Source organism: Vicinamibacterales bacterium (genome assembly GCA_036504215.1).
GTDB lineage: Bacteria > Acidobacteriota > Vicinamibacteria > Vicinamibacterales > Fen-181 > FEN-299.
On sequence record DASXVO010000040.1, the window covers coordinates 98788 to 117888 of the forward strand.

The 19101-nt window shown below is 65.9% G+C and carries 19 protein-coding genes and 1 tRNA gene; 14 read left to right on the plus strand and 6 right to left on the minus strand.

Annotated features, from left to right (window positions below):
• The first annotated feature begins 78 nt into the window (after positions 1-78).
• The 12 genes from VGK32_12415 to VGK32_12470 all read left to right on the plus strand — a co-directional run bounded on the left by VGK32_12415 (position 79) and on the right by VGK32_12470 (position 11575).
• Positions 79-2067: a CocE/NonD family hydrolase gene (locus VGK32_12415; protein ID HEY3382569.1), complete on the plus strand. Its 1989-nt coding sequence runs from the start codon at positions 79-81 to the stop codon at positions 2065-2067.
• 215 nt (positions 2068-2282) lie between these two features.
• Positions 2283-3527, plus strand: a complete 1245-nt coding sequence (locus VGK32_12420; protein ID HEY3382570.1) for a PAS domain S-box protein — start codon at positions 2283-2285, stop codon at positions 3525-3527.
• Positions 3499-4131, plus strand: a complete 633-nt coding sequence (locus tag VGK32_12425) for a response regulator transcription factor (GenBank protein ID HEY3382571.1) — start codon at positions 3499-3501, stop codon at positions 4129-4131. Before VGK32_12420 ends, VGK32_12425 begins: the two co-directional genes overlap by 29 nt.
• A 132-nt stretch (positions 4132-4263) precedes the next feature.
• Positions 4264-4743, plus strand: a complete 480-nt coding sequence (locus tag VGK32_12430; protein ID HEY3382572.1) for a response regulator — start codon at positions 4264-4266, stop codon at positions 4741-4743.
• 41 nt (positions 4744-4784) lie between these two features.
• On the plus strand, positions 4785-6158 hold the full coding sequence (locus VGK32_12435) for a sigma-54 dependent transcriptional regulator (protein HEY3382573.1): 1374 nt from the start codon (positions 4785-4787) through the stop codon (positions 6156-6158).
• 81 nt (positions 6159-6239) lie between these two features.
• Positions 6240-6662 carry a nickel-responsive transcriptional regulator NikR gene (gene nikR / locus VGK32_12440; protein ID HEY3382574.1) on the plus strand — a complete coding sequence of 141 codons (423 nt, stop codon included), beginning with the start codon at positions 6240-6242 and terminating at the stop codon, positions 6660-6662.
• A 14-nt stretch (positions 6663-6676) separates the two neighbouring features.
• A complete protein-coding gene (locus VGK32_12445) occupies positions 6677-7015 on the plus strand; it encodes a DUF2007 domain-containing protein (protein ID HEY3382575.1) in 339 nt (112 codons plus the stop codon).
• Complete coding sequence (gene tadA, locus VGK32_12450; protein HEY3382576.1) at positions 7012-7485, plus strand: tRNA adenosine(34) deaminase TadA; 474 nt, start codon at positions 7012-7014, stop codon at positions 7483-7485. The genes VGK32_12445 and tadA overlap by 4 nt, the downstream gene beginning before the upstream one ends.
• Before the next feature lie 141 nt (positions 7486-7626).
• Complete coding sequence (locus tag VGK32_12455) at positions 7627-9666, plus strand: radical SAM protein (GenBank protein ID HEY3382577.1); 2040 nt, start codon at positions 7627-7629, stop codon at positions 9664-9666.
• Complete coding sequence (locus VGK32_12460) at positions 9663-10079, plus strand: SPASM domain-containing protein (protein HEY3382578.1); 417 nt, start codon at positions 9663-9665, stop codon at positions 10077-10079. The genes VGK32_12455 and VGK32_12460 overlap by 4 nt, the downstream gene beginning before the upstream one ends.
• A 93-nt stretch (positions 10080-10172) precedes the next feature.
• Positions 10173-10263: transfer RNA gene (locus VGK32_12465), tRNA-Ser, on the plus strand.
• Between the two features lie 79 nt (positions 10264-10342).
• Positions 10343-11575 carry a site-specific integrase gene (locus VGK32_12470; GenBank protein ID HEY3382579.1) on the plus strand — a complete coding sequence of 411 codons (1233 nt, stop codon included), beginning with the start codon at positions 10343-10345 and terminating at the stop codon, positions 11573-11575.
• Here VGK32_12470 and VGK32_12475 read toward each other — a convergent pair.
• From VGK32_12475 to VGK32_12500, 6 genes are all read right to left on the minus strand, one after another.
• On the minus strand, positions 11572-11862 hold the full coding sequence (locus tag VGK32_12475; GenBank protein ID HEY3382580.1) for a hypothetical protein: 291 nt from the start codon (positions 11860-11862) through the stop codon (positions 11572-11574). The two genes, VGK32_12470 and VGK32_12475, sit on opposite strands and share 4 nt — an antisense overlap.
• Positions 11863-11957: 95 nt before the next feature.
• Positions 11958-12272: a hypothetical protein gene (locus VGK32_12480; GenBank protein ID HEY3382581.1), complete on the minus strand. Its 315-nt coding sequence runs from the start codon at positions 12270-12272 to the stop codon at positions 11958-11960.
• A 56-nt stretch (positions 12273-12328) separates the two neighbouring features.
• The gene (locus VGK32_12485) at positions 12329-12724 is read right to left on the minus strand and encodes a hypothetical protein (protein ID HEY3382582.1); all 396 of its coding nucleotides are present in this window, start codon (positions 12722-12724) and stop codon (positions 12329-12331) included.
• A gap of 452 nt (positions 12725-13176) precedes the next feature.
• Positions 13177-14283: a DUF932 domain-containing protein gene (locus VGK32_12490; GenBank protein ID HEY3382583.1), complete on the minus strand. Its 1107-nt coding sequence runs from the start codon at positions 14281-14283 to the stop codon at positions 13177-13179.
• A gap of 859 nt (positions 14284-15142) precedes the next feature.
• Positions 15143-16318 carry a hypothetical protein gene (locus VGK32_12495; GenBank protein HEY3382584.1) on the minus strand — a complete coding sequence of 392 codons (1176 nt, stop codon included), beginning with the start codon at positions 16316-16318 and terminating at the stop codon, positions 15143-15145.
• Positions 16315-17472, minus strand: a complete 1158-nt coding sequence (locus VGK32_12500) for an SAVED domain-containing protein (GenBank protein ID HEY3382585.1) — start codon at positions 17470-17472, stop codon at positions 16315-16317. Before VGK32_12500 ends, VGK32_12495 begins: the two co-directional genes overlap by 4 nt.
• A gap of 177 nt (positions 17473-17649) precedes the next feature.
• Between VGK32_12500 and VGK32_12505 the strand changes: the two genes are divergently transcribed.
• Complete coding sequence (locus tag VGK32_12505) at positions 17650-18066, plus strand: helix-turn-helix transcriptional regulator (protein ID HEY3382586.1); 417 nt, start codon at positions 17650-17652, stop codon at positions 18064-18066.
• Positions 18063-19055 carry an ImmA/IrrE family metallo-endopeptidase gene (locus VGK32_12510; protein ID HEY3382587.1) on the plus strand — a complete coding sequence of 331 codons (993 nt, stop codon included), beginning with the start codon at positions 18063-18065 and terminating at the stop codon, positions 19053-19055. The genes VGK32_12505 and VGK32_12510 overlap by 4 nt, the downstream gene beginning before the upstream one ends.
• Positions 19056-19101 lie beyond the last annotated feature (46 nt).

Sequence of the window (19101 nt, forward strand, 5' to 3'; positions counted from 1 at the left end):
ACCCGGACCCGAACAGCGCGGCGGCGACCGTCCTCCTGGATCTCGTAGTAATGTAGGGTCTACTCCAGGAGGTCAGCCGTGTCCTATCCTCGCGCCTCGTTCGCCCGATTCTTTGGCCCGGTCCTCGCCGTCCTGCTGGCCGGCGCGATGCCGCTGGCACAGAGTGGGCCGCAGCGGCCCGCCACGTATCCCGGCCTGCCGGGCGAGACGCCGGAGAAGCTCCAGCTTCTGACCGCCGGCTTCGACTACGCCAGGCGCGACGTGATGATCCCGATGCGCGACGGCGTGAAGCTGCACACGGTCATCCTCGTGCCGAACGGGGCGAAAGGGGCGCCCATCCTTCTCACCCGAACGCCCTACGATGCGACGGCACTGACGAGCCACGCCGACAGCGCTCACCTGGGCACGATTCTCTCCGGCTACGACAACGCGACCGACGTGATCGTCGAGGGCGGGTACATCCGTGCCGTCCAGGACGTTCGCGGCAAGTACGGGTCCGAGGGCGACTACGTGATGAACCGCCCGCTGCACGGTCCGCAGAATCCGACGCCGGTCGATCACGCCACCGACACGTTCGACACGATCGACTGGCTCGTGAAGAACGTGCCCGAGACCAACGGCAAGGTGGGCATCCTGGGCATCTCGTACGACGGATTCCTGCCGCTGATGGCGCTCGTCAACCCGCACCCGGCGCTCAAGGTGGCCGTGCCGATGAACCCGATGGTCGACGGCTGGATGGGAGACGACTGGTTCCACAACGGTGCGTTCCGCCAGCAGAACATGCCGTACATCTACACGCAGGAGGCGACGCGCAGGTCAGAGGTGAAGTGGTGGACCAGCCACTTCGACGACTACGACACGTACATGCAGGCCGGATCGGCGGGCGAACTGGGGCGGCGGCGCGGCCTGGAACAGGTCGGCTTCTGGCGCAAGCTGCTCGAGCACCCGGCCTACGACGCGTTCTGGCGCGACCAGGCCATGGACAAGATCCTCGCCGCGCTCCCGCTGAACGTCCCCGTCATGCTCGTGCACAGCCTGTGGGATCAGGAGGACATCTACGGCGCGATCGCGGTGTACAAGGCGATCGAGCCGAAGGACACGAACAACGACAAGGTGTTCCTGGTCATGGGCCCGTGGTTCCACGCGCAGGAGATCGGCGATGGGAGCGCGCTCGGAGCGATCAGGTTCGGCGCCGACACGGCGCTCGCGTTTCGACAGCAGACGCTGGCTCCCTTTCTGGCGCAGTACCTGAAGGACGGCGCACCGAAGGCGGACGTCGCGCCGGTCACCGCGTTCGAGACCGGCACCAACACCTGGCGCCGCCTGCCAGCGTGGCCGGCGGGCTGCTCGAACGGGTGCGGGATCGAGTCGAAGCCGCTGTACCTCGGAGCCGGCCTCACGGCCGCGTTCGCGGCGCCGAAGCCCGGGGATGCGCCGTTCGACGAGTACGTATCCGACCCGGCCAAGCCCGTGCCGTATCGCGCACGCCCGGTGCCGCCGAGCAGCGGCGCGGCCTGGTCGGAGTGGCTCGTCGGCGACCAGCGCGAAGCGTCGGGGCGTCCCGACGTGCTCGCGTTCGTCTCGGAGACGCTGACGGCACCCGTGAAGATCAGCGGGCAGCCGGTTGCCAACCTCGTCGCCGCGACGAGCGGCACCGATTCGGACTGGGTCGTGAAGGTGATCGACCTCTATCCCGACGAGGTGGCCGGCCAGCCGGCGATGGGCGGGTACCAGTTGATGGTGTCGGCCGACATCTTCCGCGGCCGATACCGCGAGAGCTTCGACACGCCCCGGGCCATCGCCGCCGACACGCCGCTCGTGTACCGGTTCGCGCTGCCGACGGCGAACCACGTCTTCCGGCCCGGCCACCGGATCATGGTTCAAGTGCAGTCCAGCTGGTTCCCGCTGTACGACCGAAATCCCCAGACCTTCGTCCCGAGCATCTTCTGGGCGAAGCCGGCCGACTACCGGAAGGCGACACAACGGATCTACCACGCGCCGGGCCAGGCCAGCTTCGTGGAACTGCCGGTCGTCGTCACCCACCTCCCTTTCGCAACACGTAACTGATGCACGGGCACGTTGCCGCCCGAGATGGCGCACCGAAGAAACTGCCTGCATTGGCGGTCAGTCGCGCCACCAGCACCCCGGCTTCCCGCTGGAATGGAATTTGCCCCGGTTCGCCCTTGGACCGGTGTTAGAACGCGCCCGCAACCTGCGGGACGAGCGCCGGGCCCCACTCTGGCAAACTAATGAGCAGCGCCGGTCCGTCTCCGGACGTACGCATGCGACTGGCGGTCCTGCTGGCGCTGGCGGTCCTTCCAGGCATTGTGCCGATCGTGTGGTGGTCCGACGGGATGCTGGTTCGCTGTCTCGCGACATTCGGCCTGGTCGCCCTGCCAACGGTTGTGGTCGTGTTCCGGCAGAGCGAACGGCTGTTCGTGCGAGAGTGGCAGCGGGCGCACGACGCGACGGACCGGCGCGTGGAGGAACGGGCGGAGGAGGCGCTCCGGACGCTGTCGCGCGTGATCGAGCAGACGGACGACAGCGTCTTCGTGACCGACCGGGACGGCGTCATCCAGTACGTGAACCCATCCTTCGAGCGGCTGACTGGATACTCGCGACAGGAAGCCATCGGTGCCACGCCGCGGCTCTTCAAGTCCGATGCGCACGAGGCCCGGTTCTTCGTCGATCTGTGGCAACGGCTCCTCGCCGGCTCCACGGTGCGAGAGGTCTTCACCAACAGGAGGAAGGACGGTCGCCTCTATTACGAGGACCAGACTGTATCGCCAGTTCGCGATGCGGCCGGCCGGATCACGCAGTTCGTTTCGACCGGACGCGACATCACCGAACGCAAGCGGACCGACGCCGCGCTCCGCCGGCTGAACAACAGTCTCGAGCACGAAGCCAGCCGAATAGCGGGCGCCCTGCACGACGAGGCCGGCCAGTTCCTGACCGTTGCGCACATCACGCTGGCGGACGTGGCCCGGACGCTGCCCCCGGCCGCCCGCGAACGGCTCCAGGAGGTGCGTCAGAATCTCGAGCAGATCGAAGACCAGCTCCGTCGGCTCTCACACGAGTTGCGGCCTCGGATATTGGACGACCTCGGCCTCGTCGAAGCGCTGAGATTCCTCGCCGAGGGCGTGAGCGGACGAACGGGCATCCCGATCACCGTGGAGGCCTCCGTCAACGGCCCGTGTCCTTCGCCAGTCGCCACCGCAATCTACAGGATGGTGCAGGAGGCGCTGAACAACATCACCAGGCACGCACGGGCGACGAGGGGATCGGTCGTGCTGAAGCAGGAGGGAGAGAAGATCGCCTGTTCGGTCGATGACGACGGCGTGGGCTTCGACGCCGTGGGCCACGGCTCGAACGGTCACCCGGGCCTGGGACTGCTCGGCATTCAGGGCCGTCTCGAGGCGCTTGGCGCGCAGTTGACGATCCGTTCCGCTCCCGGGGCCGGGACCGAGTTGCTCACGACGATTCAACTGGAGAGATCCGATGCCGCTCCGAATTCTCCTGGCGGATGATCACCGAATCGTTCGCCAGGGCCTGAGAGCCTTGCTGGAGCGGGAAGGGTTCGCTGTGGTCGGGGAGGCAGCGGACGGGCAGGAGGCGGTGCGTCTCGCAGACGCGCTCGACCCCGACGTCTCGGTGCTCGATCTGGTGATGCCCCTGCTCAACGGCCTCGATGCGAGCCGCGAGGTCGTGAGGAACCGCGCAGAATCGCGCATCATCCTGCTCACGATGCACGCCGAAGAGCATCAGGTCGTGGCCGCGCTCCGCGCCGGGGTTCGGGGCTACGTGCTGAAGTCGCAGGCGGCGGAAGACCTGGTTCAGGCGATCAAGGAAGTGGCCCTGGGCGAGATCTACCTGAGCCCGAAGGTCTCACGTGTCTTCATCGAAGGGTACCTGGCCCGTTCCGAAGAGCCGCCGGAGCCGCTGGCGCCACGCGAACGTCAGGTGCTGCAGCTCATCGCCGAGGGCAACACGTCGAAAGAGGTCGCGGGCCTGCTTGGCGTGAGCGTCAAGACCGCGGAGTCCTACCGCACGCGGATCATGGAGAAGCTCGACATCCACGAGACGGCCGGGCTGGTCCGATACGCAATCCGTCGCGGCCTCATTCAGCCGTAGCAGGCCGGCATTCCCGCCGGTCCTGTTGGTCCTCCCCCTCCGGGAAACCCCTCCCGCTCTCCCCGGTGTTCACCGACTTGGCGCTGGCTTCCCCGCAGCCTATTCTCGACCGACGCGCACAAGGAGCACGACATGCCGCTCAGGATTCTCCTGGCTGCCGAGTTCGGACCGGTGCGGCGGAGCCTGGAGACACTCCTCGAGCAGAACGAGGTCGATGTCGTGGGCCAGGCGGCGGACGGTCCGGGCATCGTCGCATTGGCCCGGGTGCTTCGACCCGACGTCGCCATCCTGGACCTCTGCCTCAGCAGGGAAGAGACGCTCACGCTGGCGGACGACATCCGCGGAACGTCCGGGGCCACGCGGGTGATCCTCGTGCAGGGCGATCCGTTCGATGGCGACGTCCATGCCGTCTTCGGTGCCGGCATTTCAGGGGTCGTACTCAGAGCCAAGGTCGCCGACGACCTGGTGCGGGCGATCCGCGACGTCGGACGCGGAGAGTACTTCCTCAGCCCGTGCGCATCTCGCGCCCTCGTGCAGGCCCATCTGAAGCCGAGGCTGGCCGCCGCGCCACCCTGCGGACGCGGGTCGCGGCCCCATGGGATTACGAACTGACGATCGAAGCTCATCGAACAGCGTCGGGAGGCGCCGGCGTCATGGCCCACGGTGGTTCAATCCTGGTTGTCGACGACGAAGAGCCGATGGTACGCATGCTGGGTCTCGCACTGCGCGAGGAAGGGCACGACGTGGTCGAGACCACGAGCCCGCGACACGCGAAACGGCTGCTGCTCGAGCGCCAGTTCGACGTTTTCGTCGTGGACAACATCATGCCCGAGTTCACAGGCCTCGACCTGATCAAGGACCTGGTCCAATCGGTGCCGGACGCGGAGCGCCCGCAGATTCTCCTGATGACCGGCCAGCCGACCATCGAAGGCGCGATCGACGCCGTGAAATCAGGGGTGCTCGACTACCTGCAGAAGCCGTTCGACATCGAACACCTGCTCGCGATGGCCGCGCACGCGCTGGAGGTTCGGGAGATGCGCGCGCAGAATCGCCTGCTGCTGGCCGAGCGCGACGAGGAGTTCGACAACTACGGGATGGTCGGCCGGAGCCGCGCGATTCGGGAGGTGCTGGCCTGCGTGCGGATGGTGGCGGCCTCGAAGAGCACGGTCCTCATCACCGGCGAGACCGGCACCGGCAAGGAGTGCGTGGCACGCGCCATCCACGCGCAGAGCCTGCAGCGAGTCCGCCCGCTCATCAAGGTGAACTGTGCGGCCATCCCCGACAACCTGCTCGAGTCGGAGCTGTTCGGCTACGTGCGCGGTGCATTCACCGGGGCGATGACGAGCAAGCGGGGCAAATTCGCGCTCGCCGACCGCAGCTCGATCTTCCTCGACGAGATCGGGACGATGAGTCCGCTCCTCCAGCCGAAGATCCTGCGCGTCCTGCAGGAACGCGAGTTCGAGCCTCTCGGGTCGGAGCGAAGCGAGCAGGTGGATGTCCGCCTGATTGCCGCGACCAATCGTGACCTCACCCGCATGGTGGCCGAAGGCCAGTTTCTCGAGGACCTCTACTACCGGCTGAACGTGATTCCGCTGCACATCCCGCCGCTGCGCGAGCGCCCGGAGGACATCCCGATTCTGGTGGAGCACTTCCTTCGGAAACATGCCACGCACGTCGGCAGGCCGATCGAACGGGTGGAGGACCGGGCGCTGGAGCTGCTCTGCAGGCACAAGTGGCCGGGCAACGTGCGGGAGCTCGAGAACATGGTCGAACGCGCACTCGTGCTCTCGACGGGCCCGGTTCTGCTCGCCAGCGGCCTCTCGAGCCTTGGCGTCGCGGCGCCGGCACAGGCCCCATCGCTGCCTTCCGCGAGGCTCACGGACAACGTCGCCTGGGCGGAACGCGAGACGATTCGGCAGGCGCTCATCGCCACGCACGGGATGAAGAAGCACGCCGCCGACATGGTCGGCATCAGTCCGCGCGCCCTCACCTACTACCTCGGAAAGCACAAGCTGCTGGACGCCTGAGCCCCGGGCGCGTGCCGCGCAGGTTCGGGCGGCCTCCTGGCGATCTGGCGGGAGATCGGGCGCGTGGGCGATAATCGGCGCATGGCAGATCTCAGTCGTATCGGTGTGGCCATCGATTCGGAGTTGCTCGCCGACTTCGATACGCTGATTACCAAGCGCGGCTACGGCAGCCGGTCCGAAGCGTTCCGCGACCTCATTCGCGACGCGCTCATCAACCAGGCCGCAGGCGCCGACGACGCGCCCGTTGTCGGAACGATTACGCTCGTCTACGATCATCGCCAGCGCATGTTGAGCGATCGGCTCAACGCGGCGCAGCACGAGTTCCACCACGAGATGCTCTCCACGCTGCACGTGCACCTCGATCACGAGCATTGCCTCGAGGTCGTGGTCGTGCGCGGCCGGGCCGGACAGGTCCGTCGTGTCGCGGACACGCTCATCAGCATGAAGGGTGTGACGCACGGCCGGCTGACGCTGACCAGTCCGACCCAGAACCTGCCGGGCTGATAGAATCCTTGCAGATGCCTCGACGTCAGTGGGTGATTGTCTATGCCGGTGGCACCGCGGACGCCACGGTCCTGCGCGACCTTCTCGAAGGCAGCGGCGTGTCGGCCATGCTGGCCGACGAGGTCATGGGGACCATGGCGCCGTTCGTGATCGCGGCGGGCAATGCGCCCGCGGTGAAAGTGCTCGTGCCGGAGGACCAACTGGACGATGCCCGGGACGTCGTGGTGGACTTCGCGGTCAGCTCGAAGGCGATCGGACGGATCGAGGGAGCACCGTGGCGGTGCCGTCGCTGTGGCGAAGAGAACGAGCCCCAGTTCGACACCTGCTGGAACTGCCAGGCGGAGAAGGCGTGAGTTTCGACCCCGATTTCATGCGTGAAGCGCTGCAGCAGGCGCTGAGGGCGGCTGCGGCCGGCGAGGTGCCGGTCGGGGCCGTCGTCGTCCTCGACGGCCGGGTGGTCGGCGCCGGGTTCAACCATCCGATCGGCAGCCACGACCCGACGGCGCACGCGGAGATCGTGGCGATTCGAGCGGCCGCAGCGGCCGTCGGCAACTACCGTCTGACCGGCGCGACGCTCTACGTCACCGTCGAACCGTGCATGATGTGCGTGGGCGCCATGGTCCACGCGCGAATCGGCACACTGGTCTTCGGCGCGCCCGAGCCGAAGAGCGGCGCGATTGCCTCCGCGCAGAGCGCCCACCTGTCGCCGGGCCTCAACCACGTGTTCAGCGTCGTCTCCGGCGTCCTCGAGGACGAGTGCCGCGCGGTCATGCGGACGTTCTTCTCGGACAGACGGCAGAGCCGGACTCCCACCGCGCGTTGACACCGGTCCGAGCCGGTGGCTACCATGACCCTTCTGGACATGCCAACACAGCCTGCGCTGACATACGGCGACGGATGGTTCGCCGAAGAACGCTACCAGTCTCGCCCGTTCCGTTGGATGACACGGGTGGGACGCTGCCGGATGACCGGCCTGGCAGCGTCCGGGCCCGCGCTCCTGCGCGTCACCGGGGGTGTCTGGGGCAACGACGCGGTCCCGCCGGTGCTGTCGGTGACGGTCAACGGCCGCCCCGCCGGTGCCACCGCCGTCAGCGCGGACGTCGGGAACTGCCTGTTTCAGATCGAATCGTCGGACGAGCTCGAGATCGAGCTGACGCTCGACCGGACGTTCTTTGTGCCCGGCGACGAGCGCGCGCTCGGCATGATGGTTCGGGCCGTCGACGTGCTTACGGCAGAACAGCTCGAGCAATCGATCGACGCCGAGGGCTGGTTCGAGTGGGAGCACCACGAGTACTTTCCGTTCCGGTGGATGGGCCTGACGTCGCGGATGCTGCTGCCGGCGCCGCTGCGCGCACGCGGACGGTTCGCGCAGGTCCCGTTGTCGGGTGATTGCCCGGACGGGGAGCAGGTGTTGACGGTTCTGGGTGGCGACGATGTGCTCGCGACTTTGCCAGTCCTGCGCGGCTGGCACGTGTACGACGTGTCGCTCGTGCCCGAGGGCTGCGCGAAGGAGCAGATTCCCCCAGAGTCGTTGACGCTCACGTTCCGTCTCAACACGCTGTGGCCCGTGGATCGGCATCCCGACGATCCCCGCGCGCTCGGGATTCGCGTCGGCCCACTCGAGGTCCACGACGATCGCCATCGCCACCAGTACGTGAAGCTGTTCCACGCGGCGGCGACGAGCCGTGGCGTGGCGGGAGAGGCCGGCGACGTGCTCTCGGCTGCGGGTTTGGTGCGGGGTGTACCGCGTGAAGCTGCCGAGGCCAGCCCGTACCGCGGCCTGCCGATCGACGGTGACGGCTGGTTCTGGGTGGAGTTCGACGACAACGGGCCGTTCCGCTGGATGCGCAGCGAGGGACAACTGCGGATCACCGACCAGGTGCGACAAGGCAACCGGTACTGCGTGCTCCCGATCTTCTCGTCGTTCCGGAACCTCACGCAGGAAGTGACGATCCTCGCCGACGGCCGCCCGCTCCGGACGATCGCGCTGCTCAAGGCCTGGAACTCCTACAGCGTCGAGTTGCCCCCGCCGACCGGGCAGGATCTCATCCTCACCCTCCGGTTGAACAAGATTCCGCCGGTCGTCAGCCACGATCGCGATCCGCGGCCGCTCGGCGTGCGCCTCAGCGATATTTCGTTCCACGACGATCCCGCACGCCACGACCGGGCCTGGTTCATGGCCGCGAACGCGGCGAAGAACCAGCAGGAACTGCGCGACGGCGCGACCACGCTGTCGTCGTTCCCGTTGATGCTCGGCATCGATCTCTACGGCAAGTGCAATATCAAGCCGGCGTGCGTGTACTGCCTCTGGGACCCGATGAAGGCGCTCGAGGGCGAGCACGTCAACGCGGTCATCGACGACCGCACGCTCGAGAACTACGGCGACTTCTTCCGCGGCCCCAAGCAGCTCGTCAACTGTTCGTTCGGCGAGCCGCTGCTCCACCCGCGCTTCGAACAGGTGCTCGAGTTCATGACGTCCCACGGCAAGATGGCCGAGATCTCGAGCAACGGCCAGGCTTTCAACGCGCGCACCGTCCGTGCGCTCGAGGGGAAGCCGGTCTATCTCTACGTCTCGCTCGATTCGGCCACGCCGGAAACCTACGCGCGGCTGCGCAACGATCACTGGCACGAGATCGTCACGGGATTGCTGTTCCTGCGCGACGCGAGACGCCGGGGCCACGGCTGGCCGCGGCTCAATCTCGTCTTCATGCCGATGCGCGCGAACCGGCAGGATGTCGAGATGTACTTCAAGCTGTGCGAGTTGGTGGAAGCCGATCAGCTCGTGCTGAGGCCGCTGCTGTATCTCGAGGCGCCCGACATCCAGCGCGACCGCGGCGGCTACCACTTCGACTACGAGCAGGAACTGCTGGACCGCGAGGAACTGGCTCGCATCTTCACCGAGTGCGGCGTCTACGCGAAGCAGTACGAGGTGCGCGTGATCAGCCAGTTCGACTTCGGGAAGATCGAGGCGCCGGCCATCGGCGAGGGGAGGGTGCACGGGTGACCTACCGGCAGGACACCGCCGGCGTGGCGCGCGCCAAGGAACTGGCCGCGGAGGAACTGGGCGTCGCGCGCGAGTACCTCTGCCGCGAACCGTGGGAGAGCTACTACATCCTCAGGCGCGGCATCCTGCCGTGCTGTCACGGCTCCCAGCCGATCGCGCCGATGACCGAATGGGCGACCGCGTGGAACTCGCCGCAGATCCAGGAAATCCGCCGCTACCTCGCCGAGGGCAGGCTGAGCCCGTATTGCCTCGACAGCTTGGGCTGCCCGGTGGTGCAGCGATACTTGGAGGAGCAGAAGCGCAAGGCGCTCATTCCCGCGCTCGCGCCATCGACGCGCCCGCCGCTGCTGCGGTTCGTCAACCGGATGCTCGGCGGCGTGCCGGCGCGGTTGTACCGGGCGATCCGCCGGTAGAGAAGGGGCAAAGGCGGGCCCGCCACGACCGAGTGGGACGGGCGTCCCGCTCGTCCTCATGCTAGAATTGGAAACTACCTGTTGGCGGCATGCGGAGAGGTACCGAAGTGGTCGTAACGGGGGCGCCTCGAAAGCGTCTTGTCGCGTAAGCGGCACGTGGGTTCGAATCCCACCCTCTCCGCCATATTAAAATCAACAACTTACAGCCATTCGGCTTCGCCAGCGTGCAATAGCGTGCTACGCTGTCTTGAGGCGAAGCACCCATGGCATTGACGCTCTACCGTCGCCACCGGCTCGAATGTGAGGCGGCCCACCCGGAGGATTCCCGCTCAGGCGACTGGGAGGAACACCGGAAGGGCTGGAAACGCTGCAACTGCGGCATTCACCTCTCGGGCTCGCTCGGCGGCAACTTCTCGCGCAAGGCCGCGGGCACCCCCGATTGGGAGAAGGCGCGGCAGATCGCCGACGTGTACGAGAAGGCGGACTCGTGGACCGGCACGAAGGTGGCCCCGGCCGTTCTCGAACCTGCTCCCGAGAAGCCCCGCATGACGATCGCGGACGCCTGCGGCCTGTTCATTACGAGTCGCGAGTCGGCCGGCCTCGCGCCCGCGACGCTGCGGAAGTACCACACGTTCACCAAACAGATCACCGCCTATGCCGACAGCCAGGGCTACATCATGCTCGACCAGATCACGGCTGCGGATATCGACCTGTTTTGGTCGGCCTGGAAGCTCGGGGCGCGCGCCAAGGGCAAGCGGCTGACGACGCTACGGGCGTTCTTCCGGTTCTGCCTGAACCGGAAGTGGATTCCCGAATCGCCCGTCAGTTCGGATATCAAGCCGCCCGTGGGCTCGAGCAAGGCTGCCAACAAGGCCCCCTTCACCGACGACGAACTGCAGCGCATCATCGACGCCTGCGACCAGGTGACCGTCGAGTGGAAGAACGAAACCGGTGTGGGCGCCTGGACCGGCGAGGACTTGAAGGACCTGATCTGGCTGATGGTCTACACGGGCTTCCGGATTTCCGATGCGACGTTCTTCGACATCAAGCGCCTGAAGGGAAATCAGGTCTTCATCAGGGCCACGAAGAACGGTGGCGACGTGTTCGCGTACATCCCTGACTGGTTGCGGGACCGCTTGCTGGCGAGAGCCGAGCGCAGTGGCACCCGACCATTCATCGTCGCACGATCCGTGCGCCTCGAGACGGTCACCAATATTTGGCGGAGACGACTGGCGAAAGCCTTCGAAGCCGCCGGACCGTTCGAGGAGCCCGCCACGCCGCACCGCTTCCGGCACACGTTCGCGCGCATTCTCTTGCAGCGGGGCGTATCGGTCGCGGATGTGGCCGACCTGATCGGCGACGATGAGAAGACGGTGCGCGAGCACTATGCGCGCTGGGTGCCTGAACGGCAAGCCAGACTGACGACGATTCTGAAGGATTCGTTTCAAGGTCTGCCGACACCCAGATTGACCGTTCTCCACGGCGGACGACATTAGCGACCATTGAGCAGACGGGTGTGGATCCGCACGGCGACCGATTCAGGCACCGAATACACCGTGTGCGCTTTCTTGCGGCCCAGCCGGATCTTGATCACGTCCTGTTCGTCCTTCACGAGCAGCCGCACGGTCTCCCGACCAAGCTTCCACAAATCGGCGAGTTCTCCGATCCGGTAGTGGCGCTCGAACGCCTGGCCCTCGGGGGCCGCTGGCTCCCTGCTCCTCGTGGGCGCCGCGGCATTCCGGGTGTCTTGGCCGCCGACAGGATAGTGCTCGGTGAATGGCATCGGACCGCACCCCGCGCTTCACCCGTGAACCTCGGCCCCGTTTTCCCCCCGTCCCGGGTACCGCCCGAAGGCGGTACCCGGGGGAGCTGTGTGACCTACGACGCGGCCTCAGTGGCTGTCTCCTCGTACTCGGCGTAGGCCCTCAGTACGAGATCCCGCATGCGTTCCTGCGCCGCGGCGTCGACGATGGGGCGGAGCAGCGCAAAGCTGCGGCGCTCCCCGTTGACGCTGTACTGGCGCGCCGGGAAGGTGACGTTCCGACCGCCGTTGTTGCGGCGCTCCCAGATCCCGAAGCCGATCAGCTTCAGGCCGTCAAGCGGTCCGCTGGCGAAGTGCAGTTCGGCATCCGCCAGCTTTCCCGGCGGGTTGCCCTTGTCGTTGGCGACGATCTTGACGACGATTCCGTCCATGGTCTGACCTCCTCGTGAAGCCCGCCGCACAGGCGGGCGGTTGTGGAACGTCCGGGTTACTCCGCCGTCGTCCGCGGGTCCTCCTCGCCGTCGATTCCGGGATCGACCGGCGTTTGGAGGCGCTGCCAGAGCCAGTGCTGCAGCGATGTCAGGCCGACCAGCACGGGGTCGGCCGGGGCGAGGATGTGGTGATTCCCGCGGCAGCGGGCGCGCTGCCACGCGAGTTCGCCCGCATCGACCAGGACCAGGCGAGCGCGACTCCGCCCGCTCCCGTTGGTGTGGTCGATGTCGGCCGCTGCGAACCCGGCGAGATCCGACAGCATCGATGCGTAGAGCGTGACCGTCGACGGGCTGTCGAGCGCCGCAGGCGCGGTGGTCACGAACGCGTGGTACAAGCGGCTCTGTCGGCCGATCGTGATGCCGATGCTCGGCGTCGTCGCGATGTCACGCACGGTGTGCCTCCTTTCTGTCGCGTTTGGGTTGATGTCCGCGGGCTGAACCCCTCGGGCATCACGTATTGGCCGAATCCGGGCGAGATCGCCGGAGCCGTCAAGGCCGCCAGCCCCGCGTCGCGGGGTCGGAGCGAAGCGGAGAGCCTTGACGGGCCGGCGGCGAGCCCGAGAATCAGGAACGTGATGTCCGAGGTGCGCACGGGCAAGTGGTCGCAGGCGGCCGCGCCATGGCCGTCCGCGAAGGGTCGTCTGGGTCGTCTGGCGAACGTGCATTCGACTGAAGACGCGCACACAGACCTCCGGCGAAAGGCCGCTGGCTCTGGAGCGTGCGGCAGGTCACTTCGCGACCAGGCGGTCGCGGACGGTGCGGGTGGCCTGGGCCGATCCCGCGTGATGGCGATTGTCGAAACGGGGAGCCGCGGGGGGATGTGCCCGCGCGGCGGCCACCATGGTCAGTTGACCGTGGTGAGGAGGCGGCTGGCGGCGCGGTCGAGGGCGAAGCGTCCATCCTGCCAGGACGTGCGTTGGCTGAGTCGCGTCAGCCCCTGCACGTAGCCCCAGACCGAACGGGGATTCGTCTCGTGTCGTTCCGCCAAGTCGTACGCCTCCGCGGCCTGCTTGTGCGACAGATCGATCCGTCGCATGGCCGCGTCAACCACCGCCTCGCGCGTGGCGCCCAGTTCCTGGGTGGTGGCCCCGAGGAGCAGGGAGCGGTCACGGGCGGTGTCCGCGTCGAGGGCCGCGCGCACGCCTTCGAGCGAAGACGTCCACGCGTCCTGGATCGACGCGCCCACGTGGCGGCGCCGGAAGCCGGCCACGTACTGGAAACCCCAGATGAGGTGATTCGCGCAGACCGCGCGGAACAAGAACACATCCAAGGTCAGGGCGGCGGCGCCCACGTCACTGTTCCGGAGGATGAACCCGCGGAACAGTCCGGCGTGGGACTCATCGGTCGGGTCGTCGAGATCGCGGTTGCCGTCCACGAGGAACAGGAACATGTCTCGATCTCCCAGGTAGGCGCCGGACGGAACGCGTTCGGCGCCGTACTCGCCGTCCTTGTAGCCGAGCGGGAGGTGCCAGGCCGGGCGCAGGGCCATGAGGTCGAGCACCCGGCTGGCCAGCTCGTCGTGGTGGACCCGTGCGTAGCGCGATGATGTGATCGCGTGCACCGTCCACGGGGCGGCACAGTCCGCGAGGAGCTGGTGCTCGTCGCGGCGTTGCCGCTGCAGCCCGACGTTGATCGCGCTGGACGCGATCGTGGCGGGCAGCGTCCGGAGGTACTTCGGGGGCGCGCCGGCGATCGTGGCGAGCTGCTCGAAGCTCCAATGGGTCAAGGCGGCGGAGCGACCGGACGCGTCGTGCAGCACGAGCGCGTCATTCGCCACTGCCTCGGTCCTAAACGCGGGGGTCTCGATGGTGCGCTCCTCGAGGCGGTTGCGCCGAGCGCAAGCCGCCGCGTGGAGCGCCGCGACGCTGTCGTACCGTTCATCGGCTGGGCGCGTGGCCCATTCGCGATGGGCGGTGTGCGCGGCGACAGCGGACACACCAATCCCGTTCATGGGGTGTTCCTTTCGACATGGCCCTGAGGGCGATGGGTGGAAACTGGCTCCACGTCGGGCGACGTGGAGGGGCGGCCGGATTGGCCACAGACGTGATGATCTAAACGTAGGCGCGCAGGCGCGCCATGTCAAGCACAGCCCTGGCGCAGCCACGCCCGGCCTGGGAGAGCTGACACGACGGCGCTAAGAGGAAGTCGCGCTCCTCGTGCGGCGTACTCTCAACTGCTGGCCGAGCCGACGAAACCAACACCGGCCGAGCTGCTTACGGAGAACATTCAAACGCCGGTTGTGGCACTTGCCCAGGCGAAGACCTGTCCCGCACGGGCACAACTCCTTGTTGGCTTGCCGTCTCCGCATTGACGCCAGACGAACATAGTCGCGGACCAGATCTTCGCGGGGCGCGCCGAAGATGACGGTTAAGTCCTGCAGAATGCCCGCGGTCCCGTGGCGCAACTCTCCGAATGGGAGAACGCCATTCCGCCGGCGATGCGAGTGGCCGTAGAGATACGGCACGACGCAGCGTTTAACGAAGCGCAGGAGCGATGGGGACTCAGCGAGAACTAGGCGTAAGCGTGTGGGCGAGCCGAGGCAGAGGGAGCCGTCGTCGAGCTTGTGAAACGATGGTGGAATTCTGCCCCCGGTCTCGGCCACCTTCGGCACCGACCGGGGATAACCGACGGGCACCGTGAGTCTGACGTTGTAGGCGTCCGCGATCTGCTCGCCATTCGGAGCCTCCGCCACGAACGTCAGCTCCCCGGCTATGGTCAATTCGCTTGAAGAACAGGGAACGAGTCGAAGCCCGGGGTACGTCTCGAGCAGATCCTGCACGCACCAGGATGCGAATTGCGCCCGCAGAGCACTAGTCACGCTGCCCCCAAGGGCGTGGTGGGCTCGTCACATACACGACGGGCGTTGAGGCCGGAGTCTGAGGATGTGCCGTTTCAACCCGTTCGAACCGCTTCCGCTCATCTTCGGTGAGGTCGACGTGGAACGTCCGACGAACGTCGGTGGCGACACCCTTGCCCCCAATCGAGCGGGCGAGCCGCGCCACGTCCACCTTCGCTTGGGTGTGCCACGCCCAGAAGTTGTCCTCAAGGCTCGGGTCTCGTGCCCACTTGTCTGCGTAATCCTCAGCCGGGTCTGCGGGATTGGGCACGCGCGGCCGGAGGTCTCGGACGAATCGCGGCATACCGGTGAGAATCTGCTCGAGCGCCAGGAACAAGTCGGCTTCCCCACCATAGGCGTGAGTAGCCAGATTCGTTATGACCATCGAGATTGGCGCCTTGTCGCGAGCCTTTTCGAACATCACATCCCGGTGCCGCTTGAGGAGCTGAATGCTACGCTGCAACGGCGTCTTCCATTCGTACGGCGGGACATCCTCAACCGAGGCGTACACGCTCGCCTCGAGAAGTCTCTTGATTCGATCGGTCGCCACAGGGCGCGTGCGCCCCTCGAACCATGCTGCAAAGCCATCAGGATTGCTGCTCAGGAGCGCGGTCGTGATCTGGTCGTACAAGGGATGACGCCGGTCGGTAATTGCCACGGCTTGAGCTGCGAGATCGTAGGGGACCCCTCTCAGCGCGATCATCCGAATGACACCTGGTTCTTCCGGAAGGCACGGGAGGCTGTCGAGGTGAAATCGAACCTCGTCAGCGTAGGGCAGGCGCCAGCATCGGTGCTTCTCCTCAACCGGCTGGAGGATGCCGTGGGCTTCGGCGTAGTCGCGGATCTCGGCTCCGTAGAGCTCCTTCAGTTGTCGCTGGGTCATAGCGGTCTTCGAGGCGGCGAGGATCGTCACGTGGTCGAGGTCGTAGTCGTCGTGTGGGTTGATGGGACGGACCACGGTGCCGTACCTGAAGGAGCCCTGTGGTCGGACTTGAGGCTCGAACGCTGCGACGCGTGACTCGGCACGGCTGAGCCAGTCTCCCAGTGACCGATGCCGGGCGGCGGCCTTTTCGTAGTAGGACCTCGGAATGTCGAGGTACTCTGCGATCGTGTCTAGCAGCGGCGTGGCGAGCGGGACGTCGGCGATCATTGGCACTCTCCTTCAGGAACAGACAAGACGGGGACAAAACCGCCGCGGTCGTTCACTTGGTCATAGACAAGCCAAGGCATGTCCGCCTTCGGCATGCGCGTACGGCCGAGCTCGACCGCGGCGGAGACGGGCGCCACGGGAAAGACGTGCAACACGGTTCGCTGACCGTGAGCCATCTTGATCTGGTCGAAGAGGAGCCGCAGTTGCGAACGCAGTTCAGAAAGTTGGTGGCGCGACTTCATCATGTCGTTGTGAGGAGTTCCCACCGTCAGCGTCCAGATACTGGCGTTCGGCCCGAGCACCGACGTGATCCGATCACAACTCACGGTCGCGCTGAGCGCGAGAACCAGGGCCGGTGGCCCCGTAGCCGCAGTAGGCGGCTTGATCTCGAATGCAGGTGTTGGAGCGGACGCCGGCCACTCCCATGTCGGCGGCTCTCTGTGCCGCTGATAGATGTCAGCCGGGACGATGTCGCCAAGGAGGGCGCCGAGCAGTACGAGTAACGGTTGCGGGGCGAGGGCAAACACCGAGAGGTGGTCAATACCGCCTGTGGCTAGAGCAGCGCTAACTCGCTGGGTGAACTTTCGGTGCAGCTCCGCCGCCTCGACTGTCCAGAACGACGTGTCGCGATCGATGAACGAACTGTTGATGGTGCCGAGCTCAATAGGGATCTCAGAGGCAGGGTACCGGATGGGGAACAGAGCCACCGCCGTCTCCCGGAAGTTGAGCGGCCGACTGTGGAGACCGATGTTCGCGCCGTAGAGAAGAACGTGACTTCTTTTGTCCTCCGCGATTCCGGTAACAAGTTCGATCCGGCCTTCGTGGGTCGCCTTCCACTGACGGAGGATCGCGGCTTCGTAGCGTCCGCCGTCGCGTCTCTGGTCCAACTTTCGGTGACAGTCGTGGCAGACGAGCATCAGGTTGGCCAGGTCGTTCAGTTCCTCTGGATATCGGATCTCGGTGTTGCCCCTCGGCCCGCCCGAGCTGAAGGCATGGATGTGAGCCTTCTGGGCGATGTTCACTTGCTCCTGGGTGATGGGCGATTTCCACAGCGCTCTGTTACAGCCTGGAAACTCGCAGCGGCCGGCTGCCTTTCCCCAGAGCATGCACTGGGTCTTGGGGAGGACGTGTCTGGTGACGTCAATGGCGTCCACCGTGGGGCTGGTCGTCTGAGCGTCGGTTGGGGGGGGCGAATACCTCATTGCGGTCTCCGGGAACAGATGTTCAACTACAGCGAACAATAGCATGCGCTTGGGCGGACAGTCAACTATAGCGAACGGAGTGCCACTTAAGCGTATTCTTGGAGTATGCTTCACTGTTGGGGGAAGAACATGTCACTGGCCGAACGCATCCGCAGAATGAGGGAATCCGGAGGCCTGACGCTCGACGAAGTGGCGAGGCGGGCCAAGATCTCCAAGACGTATCTGTGGGAACTGGAGAAGGATACGGCTGCGGAGATCAAGCCGTCGGTAGACGTACTACTGCGTATAGCGGCGGCGCTCGGAGCCACTCTCGCGGACTTGTTGGCTTTGCCGACGGCATCCGTGAATGAAGGTGCAGTCGAGGTACCCTCGTCGTTACGCGAGTTCCAAGGGCGAATGAAGAAGTTGGGCACTCCGCTCAGTGATCGTGACATCCGCGATCTGGCGGTGATGAAGTTCAGAGGCGGCCAGCCACAGACAGCCGATGAATGGCACCAACTCTATCTCACGCTCACGGCGACGACCGGCCGGAGGCGATCGCCGTGAGTGATGCGACCTCGGCGTTGATCGCGGAACTTGTTAGATCGACGGATGCCTCCGATCCCACTGCGGCGATGCGAATCAAGGCGAGACATGCCATAGAGCTGTTTCGCTCGACGCTCGGGGAGCCTTCGCTGCCGATCAACGTAGAAGCGCTGGCGAGCCTCCTCGGGATTAGCCGTACGAACGAACGTCCTGTCTTCAGCGATGACGCCGAACTCGTGAGCATGCAGGACGGGAGAGTCGCTATCCGTGTCAACCCGGACAGACCCGAAACACGTCGTCGGTTCAGTCTCGCTCACGAGATCAGCCACACCTTTCTTCCCCACTATCGGAGCAAGACATGGTGCCGCACTGATGCACGATATCGGCGCCGTGAGAACCCAGACGATTTGGTCGAGATGCTGTGCGACGTGGGTGCGGCAGAATTGATCATGCCCGTCCCGTGGTTTCTTCGGGACGCAGGCCTGGTTCGGACCGGCTTTCAGTTGGTGCAGCTAGCCCGAACGTACGGCGTGTCGCGAGAAGCGGCCCTCCGCAGGTTTGCCGAGGCGCACTCTGGCTGCGTCGCGGCAGTGTTCTTCTCGTGGAAGCTGAAGCCCGCCCAAGAGAGGACGATCGGTCGGCTCGAGCCGAATCTCTTTGGCACCGATCCTGTTGAGGACGCGAAGCGCGCGAGGAGACTACGAATCGACTATTCCGTCCCAAGCCAAGGCTTCGCCGAGGCGGGTCACTATCTTCCGCCTGACAAGTCTGTGGCAAGCGAGGGGCCGCTCTTTGAAGCTGCGGTGATGGGGGCGCCGTCTGAGGGCGAGTGTCACTTGGACCTGGGTTCGGCGCGAGGCCGTTATCGAGTAATGGTCGTTCCATTGTGGACAGACGACGCCGATCTGGGCCCACAGGGAGAAAACGGCGTGGCAGCGGTCGTCGAACCGCTCGACGGTCGCCGGCATTCCGAGGAACAAGCACGGCAAACCGGCACTCTGTTGGGCTGAGCGGACAGACGAGGACTACCGTGAGTCCATGGGGGCGACCGGCTTC